The following is a 26,933-nucleotide window of genomic DNA, read 5'->3' on the forward strand; positions in this document are numbered from 1 at the left end:
TAAAACACAAAAAAGCTAACTCAATTGAGTTAGCTTTTTTTTTTGAGTGTTTTAATGAATGAGTTGAGCACTGCCTGTTTGCCTTTCAATAATTTTTTTTAAGGTCTCACTCGGTTTTTCCCCAAATGCATCTTTATACTCAAGTGAAAAACGACCTAAATGTGTAACACCCCATTTATAAGCAATTTCAGTAATATTAATTTTATGCGTAGACTGTGAAATTTCATTATAAATACATTTAAGTCGGTAATGGCGTATATAAGCATTTGGACTGCATTTTAAATATTTTTTGAAAATTGTATTCAGCTTTTTTTTGCTTAATCCAGATGCATATTCTAAATCTGAAATTTCAATTTTTTGATGTATATTTTTTTGTATGAATTCTAACAAGCGAGTAAAGAAGTCAGGATAATCTAAAGTATTTTTATAAATTAAATCACTATAGTTATTGGGTTGAGATAATAATAATGACTTCACAATAATATATTCAAAATCTGAGCGCATTTCTTGAAAAAATGAAGTATTGGTAAAATTGTTTGTGAAATTTTTAATACTGTCAATTAAATCCCACCATGCTTTAATTTTCGGGTTGTTTTGATCCATCACATTTTGAAATACCAAAGGTTCGGTAACTGGCTGAGAGATTAAATCTGAAAGTATTTTTTCAACAAAAGTCTTTGAAAAAGAAATGAATGTTTGCACACAGTCTTTGTCAATAATTAGTTCAAATTTATCTTCAGGTGAAACAATGGATGCTTGATCATAACAGGCGTAAAAAGTTTGACCATCTTTTTTAAATAGTGGTCGCCCATTTTTAGGGCGCGTTATACAAAAGTGGTTCATATTTTCATGCGTATGCGTTTTGAAAATTACATCTTTACCATATGTTAAATCCCCAATAATCATACGACCGATTTGCGATCCATTAAAACTAAAATCCAATGGTTCATATTGATTAAAATCGACTAAATCATGTGGGCCAATGATTAAATCAAGACAATGGTTGGCATCATGAATATTCTGCGTATGTGATTGAATCGTAGAAATAGACCTGTGTTGCTGGCTATACATAAATACCTCTATCCTTAGCTTGCTTATCATTACTTATGCAAAAATCAATCCATGATTTTGCTTTTTTTGTTTTATCTCAAATAAATAAATTAATCTAAAATAGTAGAATATAAAAATACTCTTTTGGTACTAAATTAGATTAATTTGATATGTTATTTAAAAGTGGTAAGCGACACGTAACATAGGGCTACTCGCGGTCGCTCCTGAACCAGCAACACCAGATGCATCATTACCATATTTATTTTTCCAGTATTGATAAGCAATCCCAGCTTTCAATTTTGGTTGATTGGCAGATTTATCTTTAAGTAAAGAATACATTAAAGACATGTCTACAAAGATTTCACTGGCGGTAGGCTCACCAAAAGGATCTTTCCCTTTGGTACTCATCCAAACACCTATGCCTTGATAATTCCAATTCGATTGCATAATAGGAAAATCCCAAAGCACTTGAAGTGCTAAGTAAGGATCATAGGTATATTTTTTACTCAGTACATTAGCATCATTGCTCTCGTAATAGCCTAGCAAACTGAGATTAAGATAGCCTGGTGTATTTAATGTAACACTTGGACCAGCAACATACATTTGTCGATTTGAACCATAATCATCATTCTTTGTATTCCAGTCAAAACCTACTGTAAAACCATATGTCTTGAACCAACTAGAATCATTCGGTTTGTGTTGCGTGATACTTGGGATATCTAAGGTATGACGATAAATTGCATATGCCTCTTGAGCTCCTCGACCAGAAGCTTTGTTTGCATTTGGTTCAGCTGAGGATTGATGCATATTGAGTTGAAAAAAATTGGTGCCATATTTATAGCCGCTTAGGTGTACTAGACTAAAAATATATTTGTCAAAATCACCGTCTTTAAATGGTTCTGAGAAATCTTGACCATAACTGACAGCCAGTGAAGTATCACTCCAATTTGCCGCTTGAACTGCAGTGCCTAATGCAAAGCAGATTGATCCAGTGAATAACCCCTTTAAAATATAATTCACAGCTAAATTCCCTCTTAAAATAAATAAGCCGACAGTGAAACGGTCGGCTTAAGTGGTGGATTAACGAATATTATGCTTTTCCAAAATTGGTAAAACATGATCACGGAAATACGGAAATTCGCGGCTATAATCGAGGAATGAAAGAGTCGTTCCTCTAAAACCAGCTTCATGTAAATCTAAAATACCTTGCGCGACTTGTTCAGGTGTACCGACTAATGGAAAGCCACCATGGCCTACACTCATTGCATCACGAATGGATTGTTGAACCTCTTTTGGGAAACTTTGAGCATGTGCAAACATTAAGCTCATCAGATTGTCAACGGCAACAGTATCAGCATTGTTTAATTGACGATCCCATTCTGCTTTGGCTTCCTCTTGTGTAGGTCTGCAAATGACATGGGAGAAGGTCATCACATTGACTTCTCGGTTTACGTCGCGACCTGCTTGTTTAAGCTCATCAATTTCAATCTTGCTTCTGCCCAAGTCTGAAGCTGGTGTAAAAAGAAAGTCCGCATTATTAACGGCAAATTCACGTCCATTTTTTGAACCAGCAGCATTGAAGATAGGCGGATGTACAAGTGGTTTTGGTTTTCCATAAGTTCCTTTGGTTTTGAAAAACTTACTTTCAAAATCAAATTTTTCTTCACTGGTCCATACTTTTTTAATCAGGTCATACCAGTCTTGTGCATAACCATAACGAGTTTCGTGATCATCAGGTAAATGTAGACCGAGTGCTTCATATTCAGGTTTATTCCAGCCTGCAACAATGTTGAGTCCAATACGACCTTGACTAATCTCAGATAGCGTTGCAATCTGCTTGGCAACTACAACTGGATGATTGGGGACAGTCTGAATTGTCGCAAAAACTGTAATGTCTTTGGTTAAAGCCAATAATGCGGCCGCCCAAGTCATGGTCTCTAAAATTGTTCCCTGAAAGTCTGTTTCACCGCCATAGCCTGTAAAGCGAGCAATCGGTAACATGAAGTCGATACCAGCTTCATCTAGCATTTTTCCAAGTTCGAGATTCTTTTCCCAGCTCGCACTCCATCGATCTTCAAGAGTTGAAATGGTCATTCCACCTGAGCAGTTAGAAGCAAATGAGCCGAGTAGAAAGCGATTATCATTGAAAAAGTGATGTTGATTCATTTTAAAAAATCCTTAAATTTCGTGAATTCGCTATACACCAGCAAATGCTTGATGAAGATTTGCTTGTTTATATTGCCCGTTATGGAACACCAATGGATTTCCAAGCTGATTACGGCAGGCTTCAATTTGTCCCACAATAATGTAGTGATCCCCAGCTTCATGAAGCTCATACTGACGACAAACAAAAGTGGTTAAGGATTTATTTAGAATGGGGATGCCCATATACTCATCAACGTCATCTAAGCCTTCGAATTTGTCATCAGAAGATTTTGAGAAATGCTTAGACTCTTGATACTGATCTTCACTCAAGATATTGATGGCAAAATATTCTGCCTGTTTGAAATCTTCGAAATGTGTCGCAGATTTTGCGATGTTCCATAAAATTAAAGGTGGATCAAGCGATACAGAAGTAAATGAGTTCGCTGTCATTCCAATTTTTTTATGATTTGAATCTAATGCAGTTACTACTGTAATCCCAGTTGCATACTGACCTAAGAGTTGGCGTAACGAGCGTTGCTCCAACTGTATTACAGGTGTCATTTCATTTAACATGATCATAATCCTTCATCTTAATTCTGATTGTCAGAATGAGTTCCTTTATTCGCCAATCGGTTTATTTTCACTGGATGGCCAAGTTGGCATCAGTTCATTTGAGGGTAGAGTTTCATCTAAAAGTTTCTTGGCAGTTTCAACACCTGCAACAGGTAGTCCAGTTGGATCTAATACGCCAATTTGCACCAGTAAACTTGCCTGATCCCAATAGATATGCTCATGACATAGTTTCGGTCCACGGAACTTGATAATGCCGAGCATTGGAATCTCTACATATTTTCCCGTCGGTTTAATTCCAGGAATTAACCAATCAATTTCCTCATCATGAGTGAAACTCATAATGAATTCATCAACGACTTGAGTTGCGCCTACAGTTCGTGAAATAGGCGTCAGTTTCATATCTTTTGGATTGTTATGAACAAAATGGTATTGATAGAAGCGAGCTAATTGTTTGTAGCCGACGCCACCTGTCAATGTTGGAATGTGATTGACATAAGGCTCTGCCACCATTGTTGCCATCGTGTCTGGAACATTTCGAGTGTCAAATTCAAATCGAACATGCTCTTCCCATAGCGCAGCAAGGTCGTAATTTGGTCCTATTGCTTTGCGTAAAGCTGTAATGGTTCTTTCATGTGCCATGAGTGCACTAGGCTTGTGATAATGCATACTCTGTGGGCGAGCAAAGGCATGATCGACATCTGGATAAATATATGTTTCGACTTTTGAGTTGTTTTGCAGAGCAAGTAGGATTTGTTCACGAGTGTTAGAATCACAGAATTGATCTTGTTCAGCAAAATGAAGAACCAGTTTGGATTGAATGTTGACTGCTTCTTCTAGGTTTTGCTCGATTCCTACACCGTAGTAAGAAACAGAACACTTTAAATCTGGAATGCGGCAAGCTGCGAGATATGCCAATTTACCGCCTAGGCAGTATCCGACCAATCCAGTACCTGCATCTTGATCAACTGTTTCAAGGGATTTGAGTGTTTCAATTGTAGATTTGATATCCTCAATACCCAGATCTTGATTAAATTGAGTATATAAGTCATATGCTTTTTGAAAGTCTTCTTCGGTATAACCGAGTTCTACATTAGGTTGAATACGCCAAAATAAATCAGGAACAATAACGGTATAACCTTCTTCAGCCAAAAAGTCTGCCTTTTGACGCATAACTTCATTAACACCGAAAATTTCCTGACATAACACAAGACCAGGACCTTTACCTGCTTCAGGTACTGAAAGATATGCTTTAAACGAACCTGCTGATGAATGTACATCAATATATGAACCAGCCATCTCGATAATCTCCTTTACTGTTGAACTTATCATCGGCATCAGCAGGATTTTTGACTATCCAAATAGAGTTCAAGTTTTATCCGTTTTAGGTCCCTTCATCGATATGCATCTGTTAAAAAAGCTACCACTTGCTTACTTTTAAGCAGCTTGAGTCGTGGAGAAGGTGCTAAAATAGAGTGGGCATATGAGGATCGATTCAGTGGATATTTTTCCAATTTCATTAAAATTGCAGCAGCAACCTTGTTTGATTGTCGGTGGAGGGCATATTGCTTATCGCAAAGCACTGTTACTGCAAAAATCAGGAGCAAAAATTTCGGTTATTTCACCTGAGATTGAGGCGCAACTTTTAGAAATTGTCGAGAAAAGCTCTGGTCAATATATTCAAGCTCATTTTGAAGATCACGATTTAAAATTAAACGATTACCGTTTAGTGATTGCTGCCACAGATCAGCCTTTAGTGAATCAACAAGTTTTTGAAGAATGTGAAAACTTAAATGTATTGGTGAATAGTGTTGATGATCCACCACATTGCCGATTTATGGTCCCTGCAATTGTTGATCGCTCTCCACTTGTTATTTCAATTGCGAGTAATGGGACATCCCCAGTATTGTCCAGACAGATTAGAACTCAACTTGAGACTGTAATCCCGCATGGAATCGGAACATTAGCTAAAATCTCTGGTGAATGGCGAAAACGTGTAAAACAAAAAATTGAAAATCCTGATGAACGCCGTATCTTTTGGGAAGAGCTGTATGCTGGACCTTTCAAAGAGCGTGTATTTAACAATAATCTGGCTGAAGCAGAAAAAATTATTCATCAGTCTTTAATAGAATGGAACAAACCCAAAGGTGAAGTTTATTTAGTTGGGGCAGGTCCAGGTGATCCCGAGCTTCTCACACTCAAAGCTTTAAGGTTGATGCAACAAGCAGATGTTGTGATTTATGACCGTTTAGTTTCTGGTGCTATTATGGAGTTATGCCGCCGGGATGCTGAAAAAATCTATGTGGGTAAAGCAAGGTCAAATCATGCTGTTCCACAAGAAGGTATTAATGCTTTACTCGTGAAATATGCGAATGAAGGCAAACGTGTCTGCCGTTTAAAAGGAGGAGATCCTTTTATTTTTGGGCGAGGTGGTGAGGAAATTCAAGAACTCTATGAGGCAGGAATTTCATTTCAGGTCGTTCCCGGAATTACCGCAGCATCAGGGTGTTCAGCATATGCGGGTATCCCTTTAACTCATCGTGATTACGCACAAAGTGTTCGCTTCTTGACTGGACATTTGAAGGAAGGTTCTCCTGAACTTCCATGGAATGAACTCGTGTATGAACACCAAACATTGGTACTGTACATGGGGCTTGTTGGATTAGAAAAAATCTGTGAAAAGCTTATTCAACATGGTCAACGAGCAGACATGCCTGTTGCTTTAATTTCTAAAGGTACGACACCAGAACAAAAAGTTGTTGTGGGGACTTTGGCAGATATCGCTTCGAAAGTGTTAGAAAATCAAATTCAGGCGCCAACTTTGACCATTATTGGTGAGGTGGTGAAATTAAGAGAACAGTTGAAATGGCAAGACGAACTGTAAAAGTCTGCTATAAAGTTGAGAAATTATTGTGATTCATGTTGTTTTATACGAACCAGAAATTCCTGCAAATACAGGAAACATTATCCGTTTATGTGCAAATACAGGAGCACAATTACATTTGGTCAAACCGCTAGGTTTTGAGCTGGATGATAAGAAGTTAAAGCGTGCTGGATTAGATTACCATGAATGGGCTCGCATGCAGATATGGGATAATATTGAAGCATGTCTGGAAAATCTAGCGAGTCAAGGTGTGGATCAAGATTCGATTTATCCTTTAACGACCAAAGGTACCGAAACACCACATACCTCGAATCTGAATAGGCCAGTTGCTTTACTCATGGGGCCTGAAACGCGTGGACTACCTGAACATGTCCGTATGATGTTCCCAAAGCAACATTGGATTCGTTTGCCCATGGCGCCAAATTCTAGAAGCTTAAATTTATCTAATGCTACGGCAGTGATTGTTTATGAAGCATGGCGACAACAAGGATTTAAAGATTTAACTTAAGTCAGTAAGGTCATCGAAAGGTGACCTTTTTTAATGCATAAAAGTTTAGTAAAACTTGGCTAATATAATGAAATATTCATTAAGAATAAAATTAAAATAATGATTTTAAATACGATTTGATTTTATATTTCGGGAATCCAATTTTTTTGAGTAAAAGTTTAAAAAATATACAAAATGGTCAAATTTTTTATTTGTTAATGAATTTAATATTTATATAAAACAGAGTGTTAGGTTTTATTTTTGTTGATCTTAAACTAGCTGTCATCCAAACGAGATATTAGAAATTCGACCAATTGGTATATTTGTTGCTTAGTTAAAGTGAATATATGGTTCCGATAAATTTGATAGACGAACTGTGATTTGTACTTAAACGAAATGAATTTATCATTGTACAGCCAATGTCTAAAGATGTTCGACATTGGCTCACATTACCAATGGGGTGGTATGTGATGAAAGAGAATTGGTTTTCCAAATTTACTCCTTTTCAAGGGGATATTGAAAAAACTCCCGTTGCCATGAACGAGTACTTGCCTGCAGGACAAAGTATTGTACTTGGACTTCAACATACATTTGCCATGTTTGGTGCAACAGTGTTGGCACCGCTGCTCATGGGGTTTGATCCTAGTCTAACGATCCTGTTATCTGGTATTGGCACGATATTATTTTTCCTTATCACAGGTGGGAGAGTGCCAAGCTATCTTGGGGGGAGTTTTGCTTTTATTGGTGCTGTGATTGCTGTAACAGGCTATACCGGTTCAGGGTTAAATCCAAATATTGGGATTGCCTTAGGTGCAATAGTGGTATGTGGCATTTTCTATGCCTTGATGGGTTTGCTTGTAATGAAAACGGGTTCTCAATGGATGGAGAATCTTTTACCACCAGTTGTTGCTGGTGCAATCATTATGATTGTTGGATTAAATTTAGCACCTGGGGCGATTAAAGCCGTATCAGGTAATGAGTTTGATACATGGATGGCTTTGTTGACCGCAATGTGTATTGGTGGTGTCGCAGTATTTACAAGTGGAATGTTGAGACGATTATTGCTATTGGTGGGTTTGATAGTTTCGTATCTTGTATATTTTGTTTTAGCTAACATGATGGGAATGGGTAAACCAATCGATTTTAGCTCGGTTTCAAATGCGGCATGGTTTGGTTTACCAACTTTATATCAACCTGAATTTCAAATGAATGCAATTCTGCTGATTCTACCTATCGCATTTATTCTTATTGCTGAAAATCTTGCGCATTTCAAAGTTGTAAGTGAAATGACAGGCAAAAATATTACGCCTTATATGGGGAGAGCATTTTTGGCAGATGGGGTATGTACCTCTATGTCTGGTGCTGTAGGAGGAACTGGATTAACTACATATGCAGAGAATATTGGGGTCATGGCGGCAACGCGTATTTACTCTACAGTGGTTTTTGTAATTGCGGGTATTGTCGCCATTATTCTGGGATTATCACCAAAATTTGGAGCACTCATTAGCACATTACCTGTCGCAATTTTGACAGGGACTTCAATGATTGTTTTCGGCTTAATTGTAATCGCTGGTGCGAAAATCTGGATCGAAAATAAAGTCGATTTTACTCAAAACGGCAACATTATTGTGGCATCAGTGACTGTGATTATGGGCGCAGGGAACTATTCGATTATGGTTGGTGGACTTGATCTCGGCGGCATTACAACGGCGACATTTGCTGGAATTATTCTAAATCTGATTTTTAATCGAGCTAAGCAAAAGCAGAATCAAATAGTAGCAGAGGTTGTACCAGAAAAAACTTAAGTTTGAGACTTAGCTTTTAAGACAAATTTTAGTCAATCCTAAATTGTCGAAAGTTTCAGCAAGATAATGAAAACGTAAAAGATGTATACCTGATACAAGGGGATAAAAATGGGAATACCAGTAATTGATTTAGCAGGCGTAGATATAAACAAACCAGAAAGTGAGGCGACTAAACGTGCAGTTGCTGAACTGAGAAAAGCTGCGATGCATTCAGGTTTTTTCTATGTGAAGAATCATACAGTTCCTTTAGAAATGATGACGCGACAGTTTGCATTAGCAAAAGAATTATTGGCGCTTCCAGAAGACGTTAAGCAAAAATATGATGTACGTAATTTTTTTGGATTCCGTGGATTTGATAAACTAAATGGTCAGCAATTAGACCCTTACGGCAAGCCAGATTATAAAGAAGGGTTTTATTGTGGTCGTAATTATCCTCAAGATCATCCTTTTGCAATCGCTAAATATCAAAACTATGGTCCAAATCAGTGGCCTGAAGAATTACCTCAATGTGAATTGATTTGTCAGGAGTACATCGATGAAATGTATAAACTGGCAAATTTTCTGATGCAACTTTTGGCATTAACGTTAAATCTGCCATCGAACTATTTTGATGCTTCTAGTAAAGATCCTATGGGAACCTTACGTATGTTGCGTTATCCACCTACACCTAGAGATGATGATGAAACATATGGCGTTGGCGCGCATACAGATTGGGGGTCAGTCACCATTTTGGCACAAGATCAAATAGGCGGATTAGAAGTGTGCATGCCTGACGGAGAGTGGGTTGCAGCACCACCAATTGAAGGAACATTTGTAGTTAATCTAGGTGATATGATTCCAAAATGGACCAATGGTCTATATCACTCCAATCCACATCGAGTAAAAAATAGTTTTTCAAATGGTGCTTATCGTTACTCAATTCCATTTTTTTATGAACCAGACTATCACGCTGTGATTGAGCCAGTTCCAGGAACATTGAAAGAAGGTGAATTACCTTTATATGCACCATGTACAGTAGGGGAGCATTTAGAAGAAATGTATAATCGTTCATATAAAAAAGCGGAAGAGAATGCAGTAGCTTAAATCTCGCGATACAAAAAAAGCATTATCTATATAATGCTTTTTTTTAATTATTCTAATGATTTATGAGCGATATTGATTGATAAAGTCCTCAGAACTTAGCCCTTTTTTAGCATAATGAATTGATGCTCTTTCCGCATATATTTGTCTAATATAGCGCGCTATGTCGCAGCTATCTGCAAACATATTATATTTCCAACCCAAACCATAGGACCATAAATTAATATTATCCACGGTCATGATTTCAATATTTGTATCCTCATGATCCAAATAATGGTCAATCATCTTGCGAATGACCTCTTGGGTGCAGCTTAATTTATATGCATGCCATTCATCATGGGGACACGCATTTTTTGGTGGCTGCCTAAATGGGTATTGAATGCCTCTTCCAGGGCGATTAAGACCGTGACCTTCCCATGGACTGTATTCTTGGGACCATGTATTTAATGGCCCGTTTGGAACCGCAGGACGTATTTGCCCCCAATGTACCAAATTTTGATTTAACCAATCATCTGCAAAACTATCGCAGTTGAAAGGATCAAGCTTTCTAATCGCTTCTTGGTCATGTTGAAAAGAGATATAAGATTCGATTGGATTTTCGATTTTGAAAATACAGTGGCTATAGTCCATCGCCATTTTAAATGGAATACCTTGATGATTGACTAAAGCTGCAACTTTCTCTACCCGGCGATAATCTTCAGACCAATTATCTACGTGATTTTCAAAGGTAATGGTTATACCCTTACTTTGAGCATACTCATAAAAATATAAATAGGCATCAGCAACTTGTTGATCATTAAGATAGTTGAATTTACTGTCTTTTGCTGCAAGCATAATGTTGTGGTATTTGGCGCCTACGGCACATGATAGCTCGATATTTTCTTTGAATATTTTTTCATGTTCTCCCCAAATATAGCATCCGTAACCTGAATAAACTGGAATATTGTATTTTTGACTCCCTTTAATGTAATCATCAATCATTTCACGATGAGTCGGAATGTGATCGATAAAATCCCACACGCTCGATTCTGCAAGTAGATCGAATTTTTCCATTATTGATGGTTCTTTAAGAGATACTGGATGTTCAAATGATGAGGCTTGTATGCCTAGTCCAGCACAGCCTAATGGAAACATTTTTTTCATAAATTCAATACCAAAAATATATAATTAAATCAGTGAATTGATAATGCAAAAAAAATGCCTTAATCCCTTAATATTTCAATCTATTACATTATTAAAATGGCTTTTTTAAAATATCAGTTGTCTAATACGAACATAAATTTATCGAAATAAATTAGATACGGGGATGTATGATTAAAAACATTAAAAAATACAGCTATGGAATTATAGTAATCATCTGTGCAGGAATGACGACCTCTAAAGTGATGGCACAAAATGAAAATAAAGAACAAGCGGATTTAAATAATATTAATCCATTGACTCAACAGGAAATCGATCAAGCATTAGCTCAGATGAAAGTAAAAATGTTCAAAAATTTGGAAAATTGGAGTACGGCGTTAAAACGAAATGATTTCGAGCGGACAGGAAAAAATTTGGTGTTAAAAAGTAAGAAACAGCTTGAATTATGTCATATATATCAAGCTTCTGTAGATGAAACATATTCTTTAGCGCAAAAAAATCGCCATCGTATGTCTATAGATGAACAGAAAATTGTGGATGATCGAAACAGGTTTATTGAGTATTTGGGATTCAAAGATAATCAAATTGATACTAAATTAGGTTTTAGTTGTCGATTAATTTAAAAAAGCACGGATGAAGAATCCGTGCTTTTTAAACTCTAGAAACGGTAACCAATTTTAAAGCTATATCCAATAGCTGTATTGTCTTTAAAATCTGCATCATAGCGATCGGTTCCGAACCAACTAGCAGATTGAGCTTTTGCATCACCTAACCAAAAATATCGTGCACCCGCTTGAATGAATGTATTTTTATTAAAGCTGTACTGACCACCTAATCCTGCACTCCAAAAACCTTCAGATGGACCTAAAGTTGAAACATATTCACCTGCACCAGAGTCCCATCCTCCGATAATGGTCAATGCGAGTTTTTCATTTAATTTTCTTGCAATACCGAATGTTGCAGATATTTGATCTTTTTCATAAGCGATTAAGTCGAAACCACGAGGTCCTTTACCTTGTCCCTCCGTAATAGAAGAAGTTAAAACTCCAAATTTGTATGGACGGATTTTGAACTCAGACCAATCTACCCAACGTAAATTGATATAAGCTAATGTATCAGCCATGATACCTGATTGGAAATCTAGGTTAACTGATTGTGGAGTTGATGCTGAGGTTTTACCTTCTGTATATTGGTAGTCGGTACCAAGTGCCCCAATTTTATCTACAATATGCCACCCAGGATGTACAATAGGTAATGTATCTGTAATCACTTCAGGCATACTTTCTTCAGCTTGAACTGAATAAGAAATTTTTGATCTGTAGGTTAATGAAGCTCTTAATGCAATTTCAGGAATTTGAAATGCAGCACCCGCTAGCCAACCAAAAGCACCTTCTTCAGGCATACTTGCTTTATAGCCTTGATAATCTTTTCTTGTATCACGACCAAGAAGATCTCTTGAACCTGTACCTTTTTCCTTAAAAGTACTACACAGTGCTACACCACTAGTCTGTGAATTACATAAATAACCTCCCAACAGACTGTAAGCAGTTCCTTGTAAACTAAGATCACCTTTTACTGTTTGATAAACTGGGCCTGCATAAAAATTAAGGTGTTCATTAGGTTGGAAGCCTACGACTAGAGATAAACTATTTGTCGAAACTTCAGCCTCTGTACTGCCATACTCACTGTGAAATGCACCATATTTTGTCGCAGATTCAAGGTCACCTAATGGCAATCGTCCTGAGCTGTTGACTCTGGAATGTTTTTTATCAGAATTTGAATAAGAGGCTTTTGCTCCGAAAGGTTGGTCATAAATTAAACCTAATGAAATATTGTCAGTCACTTGAAATTTTAAATTAATATTTGCAAATCCGAACGTGTCTGCAATATCACTTAAATTTGAGCCCGCAATTTCCCCACCTGCGTTAATATCATCTGCTGTAGGCATATTCCAACCATTCGGGTCTCTTAATCCTGCAGATGAAGGGCCCGAAGGTTCAGTTCTCATTGTTCCTGAAAGATCAGCATCCAAAATTGAATAACTAAAATCTACATAGTTTCCTGGCTGTAAAAAGCCATTCATCGATTGGCCTGAACGATCCATAGCTGCAGCATAAGCGCCCGCGGTTGGAAACATTGCGACCAAAATCGCCCCAGTAAGTGTATTCAAACGCATTATTACATTCCCTGTGTAATGAATATTATTAGAGCTTTTACTCAAATATTTTGCTCTTTATACACATCGTGTAATTTTTGGTCAATGAGTATCCTGACAAATATGTAATTTTTTGCCAATCATTTTTTATTTAATTTCATGTATTTGCGTTTAAATGTGTTATTTGTCTCATTATTTTGAAATAAAGCTGCCTATTAGGATGTAGAGTTTATTTTTTAAATCAGAAATTTTGATTGATGTTTGATCATTTTGGTCAATTTGCATAATAAAAAAAGGCGCCTAAGCGCCTTTTCTAAAAAATCAATTTTTAACGATCATTAAACTCATCATGTTGAGGAGCAGGGTATTTAAAGCCTTTGGTTTTATAACCTAAATACAAAATACCACCAATCGCCCAAATCAAACCATATTTAAGCGATGCTTGATCGACCTCAAGCCACAATGCAAATACTGCAATAAAGCCGAGTAATGGTACGATAACGAAATTAATAATTTCTTTCGCTGTTTTAGTACGACCATCGCGTAACGCATACCGTGAGATAACAGATAAGTTCACAAAGCTAAATGCTGTTAAAGCACCGAAGCTAATTAATGAAATGACAAAGTCTAAATCCATAAAACCAGCGGTTAATGCGACTGCACCTACAATCATGATGTTATATGATGGAGTGAAGTTTTTAGGGCTGATGTGACCAAAAATTTTCTTATTGATGACACCATCGCGTCCCATAACATACATGAGGCGTGATACACCTGCATGTGCAGAAATACCTGATGCCATAACAGTAATGATGGCAAATGCAAGTACATAAGACTGGAACAAAGATCCACCAACCAACAACAAAATTTCAGGTTGAGTTTCTGCAATATTCTGGAAGTATGATCCCGGATTATTAGGGAAATAGATCTGCATGAAATAAGTGCTGACGATAAAGATAATCCCTGCAATTAACGCAGTTAAGAAAATCGCTTTTGGTAGCGTTTTCTCAGTATCTTTAGTTTCTTCAGCGAGAGAACTGAGTGAGTCAAATCCTGTGAATGAGAAGCAGAGTAATGTCGCACCTGTGATTAAGGCACCCACTGAAGTTAACTCATTCCAAAATGGTTCTAAACTCCAAAGTTGGTAGCGTTGTTCAGCAGAGATTGGACCATCCGCGTTATATCCCATTTGGAGCTTGGTATAGACCATCCATGTAAATACAGCGATCACAATTAATTGTACGAATACAATTATGCTGTTGAAATTTGCAACAAATCGCGCACCACGAAGGTTAATACCTGTCATAAATGCTGTTAACACAATGACCCAGACCCAATGATTGACATCAGGGAATAAAGCCTCAAGATAAATCACCGCAAGGATGATGTTGACCATAGGTGAGAGCAGGTAATCTAACCATGATGACCAGCCAACCATAAAACCAACGTTAGGGTGGATAGATTTTTGAGCATAGGTATACGCTGAACCTGAAGATGGATATCTACGGATCATATGACCATAACTTAATGAAGTCAGCAGGATTGCAACAAGTGCGAAAATATATGATGTAGGAACGTGGAAATTACTTTCTTCTGATACCAAACCGAAAGTATCAAACAACGTCATTGGCTGAATATAAGCTAAACCGATAATAATGATGTGCCAGAGTCCTAGCGTTTTTTGCAGTTTAGCTGCCGATTGAGTCCCAGTTATATTAGTCAACGGCTTTATCCTCTTAATCGTTGATCAAGGATCAGTCAAATCAATTAAGGATCGTTTGAGACGAACGATCCCCCCTAATGTTTTTTCAAAAGTGCGCCAATCTAAACCATATTGGTGCAGTTTGTCAGTAGTTTGTGTGAGTTTTTTAGCAGGATTTATGCCAAAAGTATTGAACTCATGAGTTAAAACAACTAACAAATGAAAAGCCTGATGTCTAAAAAAACATCAGGCTAGTTTTAAGCGTATCTTTACTTATTTTGAGAAATTTACCAAGCTTTTTCTAAGATAGATTTTAAATCTTTTAATGTTGCTTCTTTAGGGTTGAAAATGATTGATCCGTCATTTAACGCTTTTTCGGCAACTTCATCTAATTGAGATTGCGTAACTTTGCCTGTCTCACGTAATGTACGTGGCAGTTTAGTTAAATCATAAATTCGATCACGCATTGTGTTGATAATCGCAATAGCTTTATCTGCACGTTGATTTGCTGGTGTCTGTGCATAGATATCAGTACCTGCAAGCGGTAATAACAGATCAGCAATCTTATCGCCATTCACATCCTTGTTGTAATCAAGCACATAAGGGAGGAATAAGTTCATGCACAAACCATGTGGTAAGTGAGCAACTGCACCTAGAGCGTGTCCAAGGGAGTGAACAATACCGACCATTGCGTTTGAGAATGCAATACCAGCCATGGTTGATGCTTGAGCAAGTTCTAAACGGGCATCAGCATCTTTTGGATTTTCCAAAACTTTAAACAAGTTTTCACTAATTTTTTTAATTGCAGCAGTAGCGTAAGCATCACTGATAGGATTCGCTGCCAAACACGTATAGGCCTCAACTGCATGTGTCATTGCATCCATTCCTGTCATTGCTGTCAGGTGTGGAGGTAATGTTAAAGTCATACGTGGATCTAAAATTGCAGCACTAGGCATTAAATATTTTGAAGCAAATGCCATTTTTTGATTATTCGCTGTATCTGAAACCACAGCAACCATCGTGACTTCAGAGCCTGTACCTGATGTTGTTGGGATAACAAAAAAAGGCTTTAATGGGCGAGGTAGGTTGTGAGCTCCTGAATATTTCAGCAGATCATCGCCTCCTTCGGAGACGAGAATATTGGCAGCTTTTGCTGTGTCGATGACTGAACCACCCCCAATTGCAATGATGGCATCGCATTGATTGTTACGATACATCTCAGTCACGGCTTTTACTGTTTCTAAACTTGAGTCCGGTGGAACTTCATCAAAAATTGAGCCAATTTTTACTTCTGTCGCTGCAAAAGCAGCTTCCACTGGTTCAAGTAGACCATTGGCACGTACGCCTTTGTCTGTGATGATGAGTGGTTTTTTTGAACCCATTGAATCTAGCTCAAATGGAATGTGTTCAAGCGCAGCATTACCAGCAATCACTTTAACTGGACAGAAAAATTCATAATATGGTTTTGCCATGCTTAAGCACTCCCTTTAATATATGACTGAGCAACTTTGAGATAAATATTTGCTGCACCTGTCAATTTTTCTTTTAATGACAGATTGACTGGATATTCTTTGACTGCAAGTTCAGCGACTAATTTTGGAAGAATAAGGGCTTCCATTTTATTCAGACAACGCACTAAACGTATTGCATGACCTAAATCGCCATCAGCAATCATACGGTCATTTGCAAATGCTTGTGCAGTACTTTCTTGGAAAGAAAATACCAAAAAAGCATGATGCATATGTTTAAAGGTAATCGTTAAATCTGGTTTTTTTGATGCATGGTCGATTAAGACAAGTTGATGTTGTGGATTCACTTGTGCAATAAATGCTGCATCACTGTTGAAAACGTCCATTGAAATCGTGAAGCCGACAGGAAATTTAGCAATTTCCTGTTTTATTTCTTCATCGACTTGACTTGCCATCGCTAAGCCTCTGCCAATCACGTCAAGCATGAGTTTGACATAAGCTTGTTCTAGCGCGGGCTTTACAGAGTTAATAGAAATCACTCACTTGTCCCTTATCACATAGTTTTATAATTTAGAGTAAATACTCTAAAATTATCTAATGACAAAGTAAAGGAGTTTTAATGATCATTCACGATAATTTGACTGAACAGGTCACTTTTTTTTAGATAGGCAATGAGGTCTTGAACTAACATATCAAAACTTGGGTAGGGATTTATCAAATCAGAGATTCTGACCATTTCAAGACCTGCATAACCACATGGATTAATAGTTTGGAAGCCTTCCAGGTCACAATCTATATTAAGTGAGAGTCCATGATAACTGCGACCTTTTCGGATTTTAAAGCCCAGAGATCCAATTTTTCTACCATCAACATAAACACCAGGTGCATCTGGTTTAGCATAAGCTTCGATACCGTATTTTTTTAATAAATCGATCATGACATTTTCTGCATAGCTGACTAAAGTACGGACATTCCAGCCTAATCGATTTAAATCAAACATAAAATATGCAACTAATTGTCCTGGACCATGCCAAGTGACTTGTCCACCACGATCAGTTTGAACAACTGGGATATGGCTAGGCACTAATATATGTTCTGGTTTGCCAGCTTGTCCTTGGGTAAGCACAGAATTGTGCTGCAAAATCCAAAATTCATCTGCTGTTTGTTCGTCACGCTGTTCTGTCATCAGCTTCATTTCTTGGAAGCGATCTTCATAAGAAGTGGTTTGGGTATAGTGACGAATAATCAATTGAGGTTTGGTTTTGACATCCACGGAGGTTAAGGCTCAAATTCAAAAATGAGTTTTATTATAGACAATATTGTTGAATTAAGTGTGACCTAGGCACATACTTGATGAATAATTAACAAACATAAAAAAACACGCATGAAGCGTGTTTTTTTATTAAAGTGCAGTTTTAATTAAAGGGCAAGCAGCCAAGTCTGCATATACTTGATGTACTTGCTCAAGCTCTTCAAAACGAAGTTGCGCAGTAATTGAATGATACTTGCCTGTACGCGATGGTGTCACTGTCATTGCATTCCCATCAAAATCAGGGAAATGTTTAACAAAAATGTCATTCACGGCTTTGCGTAAATCCTCACCTGCAAGACCAATCAATTTAATTGGATAATCCATCGGAAACACCCAAAGATGTTCTTGTAGTTCGCGTGATGGAGTGCGATCGATCATGTCAGTCATAGGACACCTCATTAGTAAAAATACCTGCTAGGCGCAGGTATTTAGAATTATTTGCTACATGCTTTATATTATGGGGGAGTGTCCCCCATATTCAAGCCTGTATTATCCTATGGATAGATTAGTCATTCTCAAGGAACGAGCGTAAATGTTCAGAACGCGATGGATGACGTAATTTACGTAACGCTTTTGCTTCGATCTGTCGAATACGTTCGCGTGTTACATCAAACTGTTTACCAACTTCTTCCAACGTGTGGTCCGTCGGCATATCAATACCAAAACGCATCTTCAAGACTTTAGCTTCACGTTCAGTGAGGTTTTCAAGTACCTCACGTGTTGCTTCTTTCAAGCCTTCTGAAGTGGCAGCATCAACTGGTGAAGTGATGTTACCATCTTCAATGAAGTCACCAAGATGTGAGTCTTCATCATCACCGATCGGTGTCTCCATCGAAATTGGTTCTTTAGCGATCTTAAGCACTTTACGAACTTTGACTTCATCCATTTCAAGGCGTTCACCTAACTCTTCAGGCGTAGGTTCACGTCCCATTTCTTGAAGCAATTGACGAGATACGCGGTTGATCTTGTTAATGGTTTCAATCATATGTACAGGGATACGAATCGTACGTGCTTGGTCAGCAATTGAACGTGTAATCGCCTGACGAATCCACCAAGTTGCATAAGTCGAGAACTTATAACCACGACGGTATTCAAACTTATCTACGGCTTTCATCAAGCCGATGTTACCTTCCTGAATCAGATCGAGGAACTGTAAACCACGGTTGGTATATTTTTTCGCAATGGAGATGACCAAACGTAAGTTCGCCTCAACCATTTCTTTTTTAGCACGACGTGCTTTTGCTTCACCAATCGCCATACGTTTAGAAATATCTTTAATTTCAAGTACAGTAAGGTCTAGATCTTTTTCGATATCAGCGATTTTTTGTTGGAAAGCAAGAACGTCAGGGCGTACTTTCTCTAAGTATGGTTTTTGGTCAGCAGTGGCTTTAGCAATTTGCTCATCTAACCAAGATGGGTTTGATTCTTGACCAGGGAACGTTGTACGGAATTGAGTACGATCCATACGACCACGACGAACTGCGTAGCGCATTACTTCACGTTCTGCTGTACGAATTTGTTCATGCGTGCCACGAATCATTTCAGAAATGATGTCAAACAAACGTGGTGTGAACTTAAACATCATAAAGACGGTTGCGAGCGACTCAAGAGCTGCTTTACCTTCTTTACTGTTACGACCATGTTTTGCGATCGCATCTTTAGTCGCATTCCACGCAGCTTCTAACTCTGCAAAACGCACTTTTGCGATTTCAGGGTCTGGACCTGAATCACCCTCAGAATCATCATCACTTTCAGACTCTTCTTCATCATCGTCATCAAGTTTTACATCTTTAGTTGGTTTAGTCTCTGTTTCTTCTTCAAGATCAGCATCAACTTCTTCTAAAACTTCTGGAATTTCTTCATCAGACTCTGGATCTAAATAGCCTGAAAGAATATCGGCTAAACGACGCTCGCCAGTTTCGTAATCTTTATATTCTTGTAATACAACTTCAACCGCATTTGGCCAATAAGCAATTGAGTTTAAAACGTCACGAATACCTTCTTCGATACGTTTTGCAATCTGAATTTCGCCTTCACGAGTCAACAGTTCAACTGTTCCCATTTCTCGCATATACATACGAACAGGGTCAGTTGTACGACCAGGCTCATTTTCTACAGATGCTAAAACTGCTGCTGCTTCTTCTTCAGCAACTTCGTCAGTCGTTTCTGCGCTACTACCATCAAACATTGCATCGTCAGATTCTGGCGCACGTTCGTGTACAGGAATACCGACGTCTTGAAGCATCTGAATGATATCTTCAATCTGTTCGCTTTCAGTGATCGAGTCTGGGAGATGATCGTTAACCTCAGCGTAGGTTAAGTAACCTTGTTCTTTGCCTCGGCTAATCAGAGCCGCTACTTGTGAAGTAGGGGAATGCATATCGCTCATCTTTGCTCTCTTCTCGTTGAATCTGTGGCGGGGAAAAACCGTGCATTCTAGCACAATTAACTTATCTTTAGTATCGTATTAACTCAGTATAATTGGTTTTGAAAACCAATGAATTAAGCTATTTAAGTCAATATTGGGTCAAAATTGTTCATTTCAAGCACATCATGCTTTTTATTTTAAACCAACAATAAGGCTCTGATCCTTGATTAAATAATGACATATTTTTTTGTCCAAAAAAAACTAAAATTTGTATAAATATCAGCGAAAAATAAAATAAAACTTGACAAGTATTCTGAACAAAGATAAATAGCGCCTAGCCCCATTCATTTTTTCACACATGAGGTAGTTTTAGTGTCTTCTACAGATTTTGAACTAGATGATAACTACGGTGATGATGATGTTAGTTTTGATGAAACTACGAGCAAAATTAGCGCCAAAGAATCATTAGAAAAGCGTCGCTTGATTGATGACTTACTTGCACAGCGTCGTTTAGATCGTGAATTGAAAGATCTTGAATATGATTTTGACGATGATGATTTCGACGATGATGAAGACTAAATTAGATTGGGTATCCTGATCTAAAATGTTATTCTACGAAATTAAGATACAACCTTTGGAAATATAATGAGTGCATTAGATTTAGACTTGTTAAGTGACTACTTAGATGGCGACCAAAATGAGCATGGTCTAGATTTTGCTGCAACTCATGGTTTTTTGTGTGCGACAGCTGTAGGTCCTCAATTTGATCGTTGGTTGGATGAGTTATTTGACAATAATCAAAAGAAAGTGCCTGCAGAGATCGTAGCTCAAATTAAACTTTGGTTAGAAGATTTACGTCAAAAACTTGCCAATGAAGAAGGTATTGAATTTCCTTTTGAAATTGAAGAAGCAGATGTAGAGTCAAGCCTTGGGGATTGGAGTGTAGGCTTTGTCGATGCAATGTTCTTAAATGAAGATGCATGGTTCACACCTGAGTTTGAAGAGCAATTAGTTGATCTCACTCTGCCAATTATGGTATTCAGTGGTGTTGACGAAGAAGATCCTCAAATGGAGTCTTTCCGCCGTAACGGTCAATTGATGGATGAGCTTGCAGAAGAAATTCCAGATAACTTGAATGAATTATATTTGATGTATCATACGCCGAACTAATTAAAAAGCACCGTAAGGTGCTTTTTTTATTTTGAGTTCTTTCTTTTTTGTCTGCGGTACACAATCCAAATGATTATGCTGATCACAATAGCAATAATTAGATAGCTTACTTGGCTAAATATTTTGTGCATCATTTCAGTATTATTTCCAAAATAATAACCCACATATGCTAAAAAGGTGGTCCATATAACCGTGCCTAAACCACTATAAAACATAAACTTTACAAAAGGCATTTTGCTCATGCCTGCAGGTATACTAATCAGAGATCGTACTGCTGGAACCATACGTCCAAAAAAAACGATTCGATGTCCATATCTTTCAAACCATTCTAATGATTTATCAACATCAGCTACTTTAATAAATAAATACTTGCCATATTTTTCAACGAACGTATAGAGCTTTTGATCAGAGATCTTACGTCCTAACCAATACAGCGTAGCGGCAGCTAAGAGCGAACCTATACTTCCTGAAATAATGACACCGATCAAAAGTAATTGACCCTGAGAAGCGGTATAGCCAGCTGAAGGCATAATAATCTCTGAGGGTATAGGTGGAAAAACATTATCGAGAAACATCAATAGAGCAATGCCGAAATAGCCCAATTGCTCCATCACTGAAATGATCCAATCTTTCATAAGTGATTTGTATTTTAAAGTTAAACCTATGCTAGATGTTTTTAAGAAAAAATACAGTGAAATTAAGTTAATGCATTAATTTAGGATGTTGAATTTGTATAAGTGTATGAACATAGACTTCTCGTAGGATATAGCTGACGAGAAGGGGAGCTATGCTGATGATGAAGATAAGACTCATTGAATCTCTCATCTGAAAACCGATTGCTAAAGCAATAATTGCGCCGATACAAGCACCTAACGTTACGATAAAATAATGGGATTGGTTACGTATATGCAATTTAACATCAGAATTATGTGAATCGAGATATATAAATTTTAAATGTGTCGGTACAGCTGATACACGATCTAAATGATTATGGTGAGCAAAATTCCGTCGAACAGGAAGATATTTGAATGGCACTCGATTCATGATTTTCATCCTTGAGCTAAATTTATTTCCTTCGTATTAAATTTATCTGAATGACTTCATGTGTTTTGTGTTGTTATAAAATAACTTTGTAATAGTGATATATCAGAATTGAAATTTTGTTTGTTCAATGTAAAAAGCGTCATCTACACTGTAATGTATACAACGCTTTTGTAAGTTAAATAAAATATTTTTTATTTAGAGGCGTTTACGTTTTGCAGCAATAATCTGAGACTGGCGCATACGGAAACCTTCTTTCTGCTTTTCTGTTGTTTTATCGATACAATAAACACATGATACGCCATGTTCGTAACTTGGTAATGCTACTTCTTCGGGGGTTAATGGCCAACCACAAGCATGGCACTTCACATTTTGACCTTCTTCCACTCCGTGTGTAACCGCAGTACGACCATCAAAAACAAAGCATTCACCTTCCCATAAACTTTCTTCAGGAGGGGTTTCTTCTAAATATTTAAGAATACCACCTTTGAGGTGATATACCTCTTTAAAGCCTTCTTGAAGAAGTAGTGAAGTTGATTTTTCACAACGAATCCCGCCTGTACAAAACATGGCAATCTTTTTATCTTTATGCTGTTCAAGATTGTTTTTTACATATTCAGGGAATTCGCGGAACGTTTCAGTTTTTGGATCAATTGCCCCTTTGAATGTGCCTGCTTTGTACTCGTAATCATTTCTTGTATCGACTAAGATCACGTCATCACGTGCAATGAGTTCGTTCCATTCTTTAGGGTCTAGATAGTGACCAACCAAGTCGCGTGGTTTCACTGGAACACCTAAAGTCACGATTTCTTTTTTATGTTTGATTTTCATTTTACGGAATGGTTTTTCGTCACTGTGTGACTCTTTATATTCCATGTCATTAAATCCTTCATTTAAAAGGAATTGATGAATGACATCAATTGCATGGCGGTCACCTGCAACTGTTCCGTTAATCCCTTCATGGGCAACGATAAGAGTACCGCATAGGTTGATGGTTTTTACCAACTCAAGTAATTTTTGTTGAAGTGCTAGAGAATCTTCAACTTCTTTAAATTGATAAAGTGCCGCAACAACCCAACCAGTGGTCGCTTGCTGTTCTACAGGTGCAAGCTGTTCTACAGTAGCGTTCATGGAGTACTCCAAATGTATTAATATAGGGATAAAATCAGGCGCGTATTCTAACGCGATTTTTGAAAATATGCGAGAAAGCCATAGAAAATTTATGGTTTTATATGAGGAAAATATTTTGAATACAACGCGTCGAATCCCTTCATTAACACCATGTGCGGGACGTTGTTCAACAGTGTTTGGTGATGCGGTATGTCGTGGTTGTCGACGTTTTAATCATGAAGTGATTCAATGGAATACTTATAATGAAGAACAACGACTGAGTATTTGGAAGCGTTTAGATCAACAACTGGATCAAATTTTGGTTCCAATGCTTCCTCATGCTCAACTTTCTGAGGTGGAAAAATTCATTGAATCAAAAAGAATCCGAGTATTGGAGAATGCTTCAAAAGGCCGAAAATTATATCATGCGCTTAAAATTTGCGAAAAAAACAAGCATTTAGCAGAGCAGAGTGGTTTAGGTATTTCAGCTCCACATGTTAAACCGATCTGGACTGAGTTTGAACGTCGGGTTCTTGCTTTGGCGAATGCCAGTTATGAATTAGCTTGGTTAAGAGCAGATGGGATTAGCCAGAGCTTGCAGTTGGTGGATGAAGAGTAATTCTATGATAATTTGTTATAAAAAAACTCGCTCAAGTAAGCGAGTTTTTAGTCAATCATTAAGCAACTTGGACAGGAATACAGTTTGCTGTGTGATTCACAGTGTTATCTGGATTTGCATAAACCAAACGTGGTTTATGTGCATCAGCTTCTGCAACAGTAAAATCACCGAAAGTCGCGATAATAATAATGTCACCTAAATCTGCTTGGTGAGCAGCACCACCATTTACAGAAATAATGCCTGAGTTTTCTTCACCACGGATTGCGTAAGTTGTAAAACGCTTGCCATTAGTTACATTCCAAATATGAATTTCTTCATATTCACGAATACCAGCTAAATCTAGTAATACACCATCAATTGCACATGAACCTTCATAATGAAGTTCAGCTTGTGTTACAACTGCACGGTGGATTTTAGCTTTTAATAAACGAGATAGCATGGGAAGCGTCTCCTGAGTTGTTCTAAGATTGTTTTATTATCTAGAAACAACAGTTTTTTAATTTGGGTGAAGCATTTGAAAGCGCATTTTGCCCTCAAATTTTCATCGTGGCAAGAAAAATTGTTGAACAAAAATTAAATTTATCAACTACGGCTTGTAGGCATTTATTTGATTCATTGCCTGCTGAATTTCACCATTCACTAATAATTTTGTACGACTTAGTGCGTAATGAATTGCATCGTCAATGAGCGTTTGTTCACTTGAGGGTGCTTTACCTAGAACATGACCTGATACACGGTCTTTTGATCCAGGGTGTCCAATTCCAATACGTAAACGATGGAAGTTAGGGCCAGTATGAGGAACAATGTCACGTAAACCGTTATGACCACCATGACCACCACCCGTTTTGAGGCGAATGATACCTGGATCCATATCAAGTTCATCGTGAGCAATAAGCATTGCTTCTGGAGAGATTTGGTAGAATTTTGCGAAGGGTACAACACTTTGACCAGAACGGTTCATAAAGGTTGAAGGTAATAAAAGTCGAACATCTTGTCCTTCTACATTACCGCGACCACTTAATCCATTAAACTTAGGGTCATTTTTAAGTGTTATGCCATATTGTTCTGCAAGACGTTCTACATACCAGAAGCCTGCATTATGGCGGGTTTGAGCATACTCTTTACCAGGGTTGCCCAAACCAACAATCAGTGAAATATGAGACACTAATTTACACCATCAACACTTATGCGCGTTTGAAGTCAGCGTGCATTGGAGTGTTTTTAGCTGGGTGACGTTGTAAAGCTTGGATTTTAACGCTTTCAACTTTACCATCAACATCAATTTCAATTACTTCTTCAAAGAAAGCGTTGTCTTCTAAGTATTTAACAAGCTGACGAAGCTCAAGTGTAATTGCTACAGGTGCAGCATCACCACCATAGATGATAGCAGGAACTTTAGATTGAAGACGAAGGCGGCGGCTCGCACCTTTCCCTTGTACTGCTTCTTCACGTGCTACTGCATTTAATACGAAGTTTGCCATGAGAGACATCCTATTTAAGTTAAGTGAACTAGATCTGCGACCGATCTAGTGATAGAAAGCCCTACCAAAAGGCAGGGCTTTAAAATTTTAGCGCTCTATTATAGATAAGAATCGAACATTGCGCTAATAGATTCTTCGTTGTTAATACGACGAATTGTTTCAGCAACCATACTCGCAACTGAAACTTGGCGAATCTTACCAAGAGCTAAAGCTTCTTCTGAAAGCGGAATTGTATCTGTCACAACAAGTTCGTCGATAACAGAGTTTTTCAAATTCTCGATCGCTTTACCAGATAAAACAGGGTGAGTAGCATATGCTACGACACGACGCGCACCAAAAGTCTTCAATGCATCAGCGGCTTTACATAAAGTACCAGCAGTATCAACCATGTCATCAACGATCACACAGTCGCGATCTTTAACATCACCAATCAAATGCATCACTTGTGATTCATTTGCTTTTTGACGACGTTTGTCGATGATAGCTAAATCGATATCGCCCATTTGTTTCGCAACAGCACGAGCACGAACAACACCACCAACGTCTGGCGAAACAACCATAAGGTTGTCATGAGACTGTTGACGTAAGTCAGCTAAAAGCGCTGGCGTACCGTAAATGTTGTCTACAGGGATGTCGAAGAAACCTTGAATTTGGTCAGCATGAAGATCGATCATCACAACACGGTCAATACCTACAGTTGTTAGCATATCTGCTACTACTTTTGCAGTAATTGGAACACGTGAAGAACGAGGACGACGGTCTTGGCGAGCATAACCGAAATAAGGAATCACAGCAGTGATACGACCAGCACTTGCACGACGCAATGCATCTGCCATTACTAAGATTTCCATAAGGTTATCATTAGTTGGAGCACAAGTAGGCTGAACGATGAATACGTCTTTACCACGGACATTCTCAGTGATTTCGACAGCGATTTCACCATCAGAGAATTGACCTACAGATGCAGCACCTAGAGGGATATGCAAGTGGCTAACGACTTTTTGGGCGAATTGTGGATGCGCAGTTCCACTAAAAACGACAAGATTGGGCATGAAGCACCCTTGGCGGTTGAAATGTATAGAATGAGATGGCAGGGGCGGCTGGATTCGAACCAACGGATGGCGAGATCAAAACCCGCTGCCTTACCACTTGGCGACGCCCCTAATGCGGCAGAACTTTAATGGTTTTATATGGGTTTGTCAAGATTGTTTGACTCAACTCATGATACCAATGTTCTGTCTTTTTGAACTAAATTGGCAGGGGCGGCTGGATTCGAACCAACGGATGGCGAGATCAAAACCCGCTGCCTTACCACTTGGCGACGCCCCTATCATTTAAACGATGA

General features: G+C 38.0%; 28 protein-coding genes and 2 tRNA genes. 8 read left to right on the plus strand and 22 right to left on the minus strand.

Annotated features, from left to right (window positions below):
* Positions 1 to 51: 51 nt before the first annotated feature.
* The 5 genes from AC1M89_RS10165 to AC1M89_RS10185 form a co-directional block, all read right to left on the minus strand.
* Positions 52 to 1,071, minus strand: coding sequence for an AraC family transcriptional regulator (locus AC1M89_RS10165; RefSeq protein ID WP_481590631.1), 1,020 nt, complete (start codon positions 1,069 to 1,071; stop codon positions 52 to 54).
* Positions 1,072 to 1,227: 156 nt separating this feature from the next.
* A complete protein-coding gene (locus AC1M89_RS10170; RefSeq protein WP_035267867.1) occupies positions 1,228 to 2,070 on the minus strand; it encodes a hypothetical protein in 843 nt (280 codons plus the stop codon).
* 60 nt (positions 2,071 to 2,130) lie between these two features.
* Positions 2,131 to 3,216, minus strand: a complete 1,086-nt coding sequence (locus tag AC1M89_RS10175; RefSeq protein WP_179997731.1) for an LLM class flavin-dependent oxidoreductase — start codon at positions 3,214 to 3,216, stop codon at positions 2,131 to 2,133.
* A 30-nt stretch (positions 3,217 to 3,246) separates the two neighbouring features.
* Positions 3,247 to 3,768 (minus strand): flavin reductase family protein, encoded by a 522-nt coding sequence (locus AC1M89_RS10180; RefSeq protein WP_179997732.1) that lies wholly within the window; start codon positions 3,766 to 3,768, stop codon positions 3,247 to 3,249.
* Between the two features lie 45 nt (positions 3,769 to 3,813).
* The gene (locus tag AC1M89_RS10185) at positions 3,814 to 5,064 is read right to left on the minus strand and encodes a dienelactone hydrolase family protein (protein WP_481595838.1); all 1,251 of its coding nucleotides are present in this window, start codon (positions 5,062 to 5,064) and stop codon (positions 3,814 to 3,816) included.
* 199 nt (positions 5,065 to 5,263) lie between these two features.
* On the opposite strand from AC1M89_RS10185, the gene cysG reads away from it, so the two are divergent.
* The 4 genes from cysG to AC1M89_RS10205 all read left to right on the plus strand — a co-directional run bounded on the left by cysG (position 5,264) and on the right by AC1M89_RS10205 (position 10,024).
* A complete protein-coding gene (cysG, locus tag AC1M89_RS10190) occupies positions 5,264 to 6,649 on the plus strand; it encodes a siroheme synthase CysG (RefSeq protein WP_481595839.1) in 1,386 nt (461 codons plus the stop codon).
* Positions 6,650 to 6,677: 28 nt separating this feature from the next.
* Entirely contained in the window at positions 6,678 to 7,157 is a 480-nt protein-coding gene (locus tag AC1M89_RS10195) for a tRNA (cytidine(34)-2'-O)-methyltransferase (RefSeq protein WP_035267879.1), read from the plus strand.
* Positions 7,158 to 7,606: 449 nt separating this feature from the next.
* On the plus strand, positions 7,607 to 8,941 hold the full coding sequence (locus AC1M89_RS10200) for a solute carrier family 23 protein (RefSeq protein WP_481597327.1): 1,335 nt from the start codon (positions 7,607 to 7,609) through the stop codon (positions 8,939 to 8,941).
* A 108-nt stretch (positions 8,942 to 9,049) separates the two neighbouring features.
* Positions 9,050 to 10,024, plus strand: a complete 975-nt coding sequence (locus AC1M89_RS10205) for an isopenicillin N synthase family dioxygenase (RefSeq protein ID WP_035267882.1) — start codon at positions 9,050 to 9,052, stop codon at positions 10,022 to 10,024.
* 60 nt (positions 10,025 to 10,084) lie between these two features.
* On the opposite strand, the gene AC1M89_RS10210 is transcribed toward AC1M89_RS10205, so the two are convergent.
* Positions 10,085 to 11,164, minus strand: a complete 1,080-nt coding sequence (locus AC1M89_RS10210; RefSeq protein WP_481608741.1) for a hypothetical protein — start codon at positions 11,162 to 11,164, stop codon at positions 10,085 to 10,087.
* Positions 11,165 to 11,331: 167 nt separating this feature from the next.
* Between AC1M89_RS10210 and AC1M89_RS10215 the strand changes: the two genes are divergently transcribed.
* Entirely contained in the window at positions 11,332 to 11,784 is a 453-nt protein-coding gene (locus AC1M89_RS10215) for a hypothetical protein (RefSeq protein WP_481608740.1), read from the plus strand.
* Between the two features lie 35 nt (positions 11,785 to 11,819).
* Here the strand turns inward: AC1M89_RS10215 and AC1M89_RS10220 are convergent, their stop codons facing one another.
* The 7 genes from AC1M89_RS10220 to rpoD form a co-directional block, all read right to left on the minus strand.
* A complete protein-coding gene (locus tag AC1M89_RS10220; protein ID WP_481614188.1) occupies positions 11,820 to 13,337 on the minus strand; it encodes an outer membrane protein transport protein in 1,518 nt (505 codons plus the stop codon).
* 307 nt (positions 13,338 to 13,644) lie between these two features.
* Positions 13,645 to 15,039, minus strand: a complete 1,395-nt coding sequence (locus AC1M89_RS10225) for an APC family permease (RefSeq protein WP_481608739.1) — start codon at positions 15,037 to 15,039, stop codon at positions 13,645 to 13,647.
* 266 nt (positions 15,040 to 15,305) lie between these two features.
* Positions 15,306 to 16,490, minus strand: coding sequence for an iron-containing alcohol dehydrogenase (locus AC1M89_RS10230; RefSeq protein ID WP_481591777.1), 1,185 nt, complete (start codon positions 16,488 to 16,490; stop codon positions 15,306 to 15,308).
* Between the two features lie 2 nt (positions 16,491 to 16,492).
* Positions 16,493 to 17,026: a hypothetical protein gene (locus tag AC1M89_RS10235; RefSeq protein ID WP_035267888.1), complete on the minus strand. Its 534-nt coding sequence runs from the start codon at positions 17,024 to 17,026 to the stop codon at positions 16,493 to 16,495.
* A gap of 77 nt (positions 17,027 to 17,103) precedes the next feature.
* Positions 17,104 to 17,760 carry a lipoyl(octanoyl) transferase LipB gene (gene lipB, locus AC1M89_RS10240; RefSeq protein WP_035267889.1) on the minus strand — a complete coding sequence of 219 codons (657 nt, stop codon included), beginning with the start codon at positions 17,758 to 17,760 and terminating at the stop codon, positions 17,104 to 17,106.
* Positions 17,761 to 17,889: 129 nt separating this feature from the next.
* Positions 17,890 to 18,177, minus strand: coding sequence for a YbeD family protein (locus AC1M89_RS10245; protein ID WP_035270687.1), 288 nt, complete (start codon positions 18,175 to 18,177; stop codon positions 17,890 to 17,892).
* A gap of 127 nt (positions 18,178 to 18,304) precedes the next feature.
* A complete protein-coding gene (gene rpoD, locus AC1M89_RS10250; protein ID WP_481597269.1) occupies positions 18,305 to 20,242 on the minus strand; it encodes an RNA polymerase sigma factor RpoD in 1,938 nt (645 codons plus the stop codon).
* A gap of 297 nt (positions 20,243 to 20,539) precedes the next feature.
* On the opposite strand from rpoD, the gene AC1M89_RS10255 reads away from it, so the two are divergent.
* Both AC1M89_RS10255 and AC1M89_RS10260 read left to right on the plus strand, forming a co-directional pair.
* Positions 20,540 to 20,746, plus strand: a complete 207-nt coding sequence (locus AC1M89_RS10255) for a PA3496 family putative envelope integrity protein (protein ID WP_092766845.1) — start codon at positions 20,540 to 20,542, stop codon at positions 20,744 to 20,746.
* Between the two features lie 66 nt (positions 20,747 to 20,812).
* Positions 20,813 to 21,337 (plus strand): YecA/YgfB family protein, encoded by a 525-nt coding sequence (locus tag AC1M89_RS10260; RefSeq protein WP_179997742.1) that lies wholly within the window; start codon positions 20,813 to 20,815, stop codon positions 21,335 to 21,337.
* Between the two features lie 26 nt (positions 21,338 to 21,363).
* Here the strand turns inward: AC1M89_RS10260 and AC1M89_RS10265 are convergent, their stop codons facing one another.
* From AC1M89_RS10265 to trhO, 3 genes are all read right to left on the minus strand, one after another.
* Positions 21,364 to 21,972: a DedA family protein gene (locus tag AC1M89_RS10265; RefSeq protein WP_481608738.1), complete on the minus strand. Its 609-nt coding sequence runs from the start codon at positions 21,970 to 21,972 to the stop codon at positions 21,364 to 21,366.
* Between the two features lie 67 nt (positions 21,973 to 22,039).
* Positions 22,040 to 22,381 (minus strand): hypothetical protein, encoded by a 342-nt coding sequence (locus tag AC1M89_RS10270; RefSeq protein ID WP_481608737.1) that lies wholly within the window; start codon positions 22,379 to 22,381, stop codon positions 22,040 to 22,042.
* A 195-nt stretch (positions 22,382 to 22,576) separates the two neighbouring features.
* Positions 22,577 to 23,509: an oxygen-dependent tRNA uridine(34) hydroxylase TrhO gene (gene trhO / locus AC1M89_RS10275; RefSeq protein ID WP_035270894.1), complete on the minus strand. Its 933-nt coding sequence runs from the start codon at positions 23,507 to 23,509 to the stop codon at positions 22,577 to 22,579.
* A gap of 91 nt (positions 23,510 to 23,600) precedes the next feature.
* Here trhO and AC1M89_RS10280 point away from each other — a divergent pair, with 91 nt between their 5' ends.
* The gene (locus AC1M89_RS10280) at positions 23,601 to 24,107 is read left to right on the plus strand and encodes a DUF1289 domain-containing protein (protein WP_481614189.1); all 507 of its coding nucleotides are present in this window, start codon (positions 23,601 to 23,603) and stop codon (positions 24,105 to 24,107) included.
* 58 nt (positions 24,108 to 24,165) lie between these two features.
* On the opposite strand, the gene panD is transcribed toward AC1M89_RS10280, so the two are convergent.
* The 6 genes from panD to AC1M89_RS10310 form a co-directional block, all read right to left on the minus strand.
* Complete coding sequence (gene panD, locus AC1M89_RS10285) at positions 24,166 to 24,546, minus strand: aspartate 1-decarboxylase (protein ID WP_035269276.1); 381 nt, start codon at positions 24,544 to 24,546, stop codon at positions 24,166 to 24,168.
* A gap of 147 nt (positions 24,547 to 24,693) precedes the next feature.
* The gene (pth, locus tag AC1M89_RS10290; RefSeq protein WP_481608735.1) at positions 24,694 to 25,272 is read right to left on the minus strand and encodes an aminoacyl-tRNA hydrolase; all 579 of its coding nucleotides are present in this window, start codon (positions 25,270 to 25,272) and stop codon (positions 24,694 to 24,696) included.
* A 19-nt stretch (positions 25,273 to 25,291) separates the two neighbouring features.
* Positions 25,292 to 25,588, minus strand: coding sequence for a 50S ribosomal protein L25 (rplY, locus tag AC1M89_RS10295; RefSeq protein ID WP_035269282.1), 297 nt, complete (start codon positions 25,586 to 25,588; stop codon positions 25,292 to 25,294).
* A gap of 98 nt (positions 25,589 to 25,686) precedes the next feature.
* Positions 25,687 to 26,640, minus strand: coding sequence for a ribose-phosphate pyrophosphokinase (locus tag AC1M89_RS10300; protein ID WP_035269283.1), 954 nt, complete (start codon positions 26,638 to 26,640; stop codon positions 25,687 to 25,689).
* A gap of 36 nt (positions 26,641 to 26,676) precedes the next feature.
* Positions 26,677 to 26,751: transfer RNA gene (locus AC1M89_RS10305), tRNA-Gln, on the minus strand.
* 91 nt (positions 26,752 to 26,842) lie between these two features.
* Positions 26,843 to 26,917 (minus strand) — tRNA-Gln (locus AC1M89_RS10310).
* Between the last annotated feature and the right edge of the window lie 16 nt (positions 26,918 to 26,933).

The sequence above is a fragment of the Acinetobacter sp. ANC_7635 genome (assembly GCF_056779945.1).

What these genes read in the sequence shown, in the direction of transcription:
- trhO (WP_035270894.1), bottom strand. Translation starts at nt 23,509, where the DNA reads ATGAACGCTACTGTAGAACAGCTTGCACCTGTAGAACAGCAAGCGACC.
- AC1M89_RS10165 (WP_481590631.1), bottom strand. Translation starts at nt 1,071, where the DNA reads ATGTATAGCCAGCAACACAGGTCTATTTCTACGATTCAATCACATACG.
- rplY (WP_035269282.1), bottom strand. Translation starts at nt 25,588, where the DNA reads ATGGCAAACTTCGTATTAAATGCAGTAGCACGTGAAGAAGCAGTACAA.
- AC1M89_RS10300 (WP_035269283.1), bottom strand. Translation starts at nt 26,640, where the DNA reads ATGCCCAATCTTGTCGTTTTTAGTGGAACTGCGCATCCACAATTCGCC.
- AC1M89_RS10220 (WP_481614188.1), bottom strand. Translation starts at nt 13,337, where the DNA reads ATGCGTTTGAATACACTTACTGGGGCGATTTTGGTCGCAATGTTTCCA.
- AC1M89_RS10205 (WP_035267882.1), top strand. Translation starts at nt 9,050, where the DNA reads ATGGGAATACCAGTAATTGATTTAGCAGGCGTAGATATAAACAAACCA.
- AC1M89_RS10210 (WP_481608741.1), bottom strand. Translation starts at nt 11,164, where the DNA reads ATGAAAAAAATGTTTCCATTAGGCTGTGCTGGACTAGGCATACAAGCC.
- AC1M89_RS10200 (WP_481597327.1), top strand. Translation starts at nt 7,607, where the DNA reads ATGAAAGAGAATTGGTTTTCCAAATTTACTCCTTTTCAAGGGGATATT.
- AC1M89_RS10265 (WP_481608738.1), bottom strand. Translation starts at nt 21,972, where the DNA reads ATGAAAGATTGGATCATTTCAGTGATGGAGCAATTGGGCTATTTCGGC.
- AC1M89_RS10280 (WP_481614189.1), top strand. Translation starts at nt 23,601, where the DNA reads ATGGTTTTATATGAGGAAAATATTTTGAATACAACGCGTCGAATCCCT.
- AC1M89_RS10180 (WP_179997732.1), bottom strand. Translation starts at nt 3,768, where the DNA reads ATGTTAAATGAAATGACACCTGTAATACAGTTGGAGCAACGCTCGTTA.
- AC1M89_RS10260 (WP_179997742.1), top strand. Translation starts at nt 20,813, where the DNA reads ATGAGTGCATTAGATTTAGACTTGTTAAGTGACTACTTAGATGGCGAC.
- AC1M89_RS10185 (WP_481595838.1), bottom strand. Translation starts at nt 5,064, where the DNA reads ATGGCTGGTTCATATATTGATGTACATTCATCAGCAGGTTCGTTTAAA.
- AC1M89_RS10230 (WP_481591777.1), bottom strand. Translation starts at nt 16,490, where the DNA reads ATGGCAAAACCATATTATGAATTTTTCTGTCCAGTTAAAGTGATTGCT.
- AC1M89_RS10270 (WP_481608737.1), bottom strand. Translation starts at nt 22,381, where the DNA reads ATGAATCGAGTGCCATTCAAATATCTTCCTGTTCGACGGAATTTTGCT.
- AC1M89_RS10215 (WP_481608740.1), top strand. Translation starts at nt 11,332, where the DNA reads ATGATTAAAAACATTAAAAAATACAGCTATGGAATTATAGTAATCATC.
- AC1M89_RS10175 (WP_179997731.1), bottom strand. Translation starts at nt 3,216, where the DNA reads ATGAATCAACATCACTTTTTCAATGATAATCGCTTTCTACTCGGCTCA.
- AC1M89_RS10245 (WP_035270687.1), bottom strand. Translation starts at nt 18,177, where the DNA reads ATGATCGATCGCACTCCATCACGCGAACTACAAGAACATCTTTGGGTG.
- panD (WP_035269276.1), bottom strand. Translation starts at nt 24,546, where the DNA reads ATGCTATCTCGTTTATTAAAAGCTAAAATCCACCGTGCAGTTGTAACA.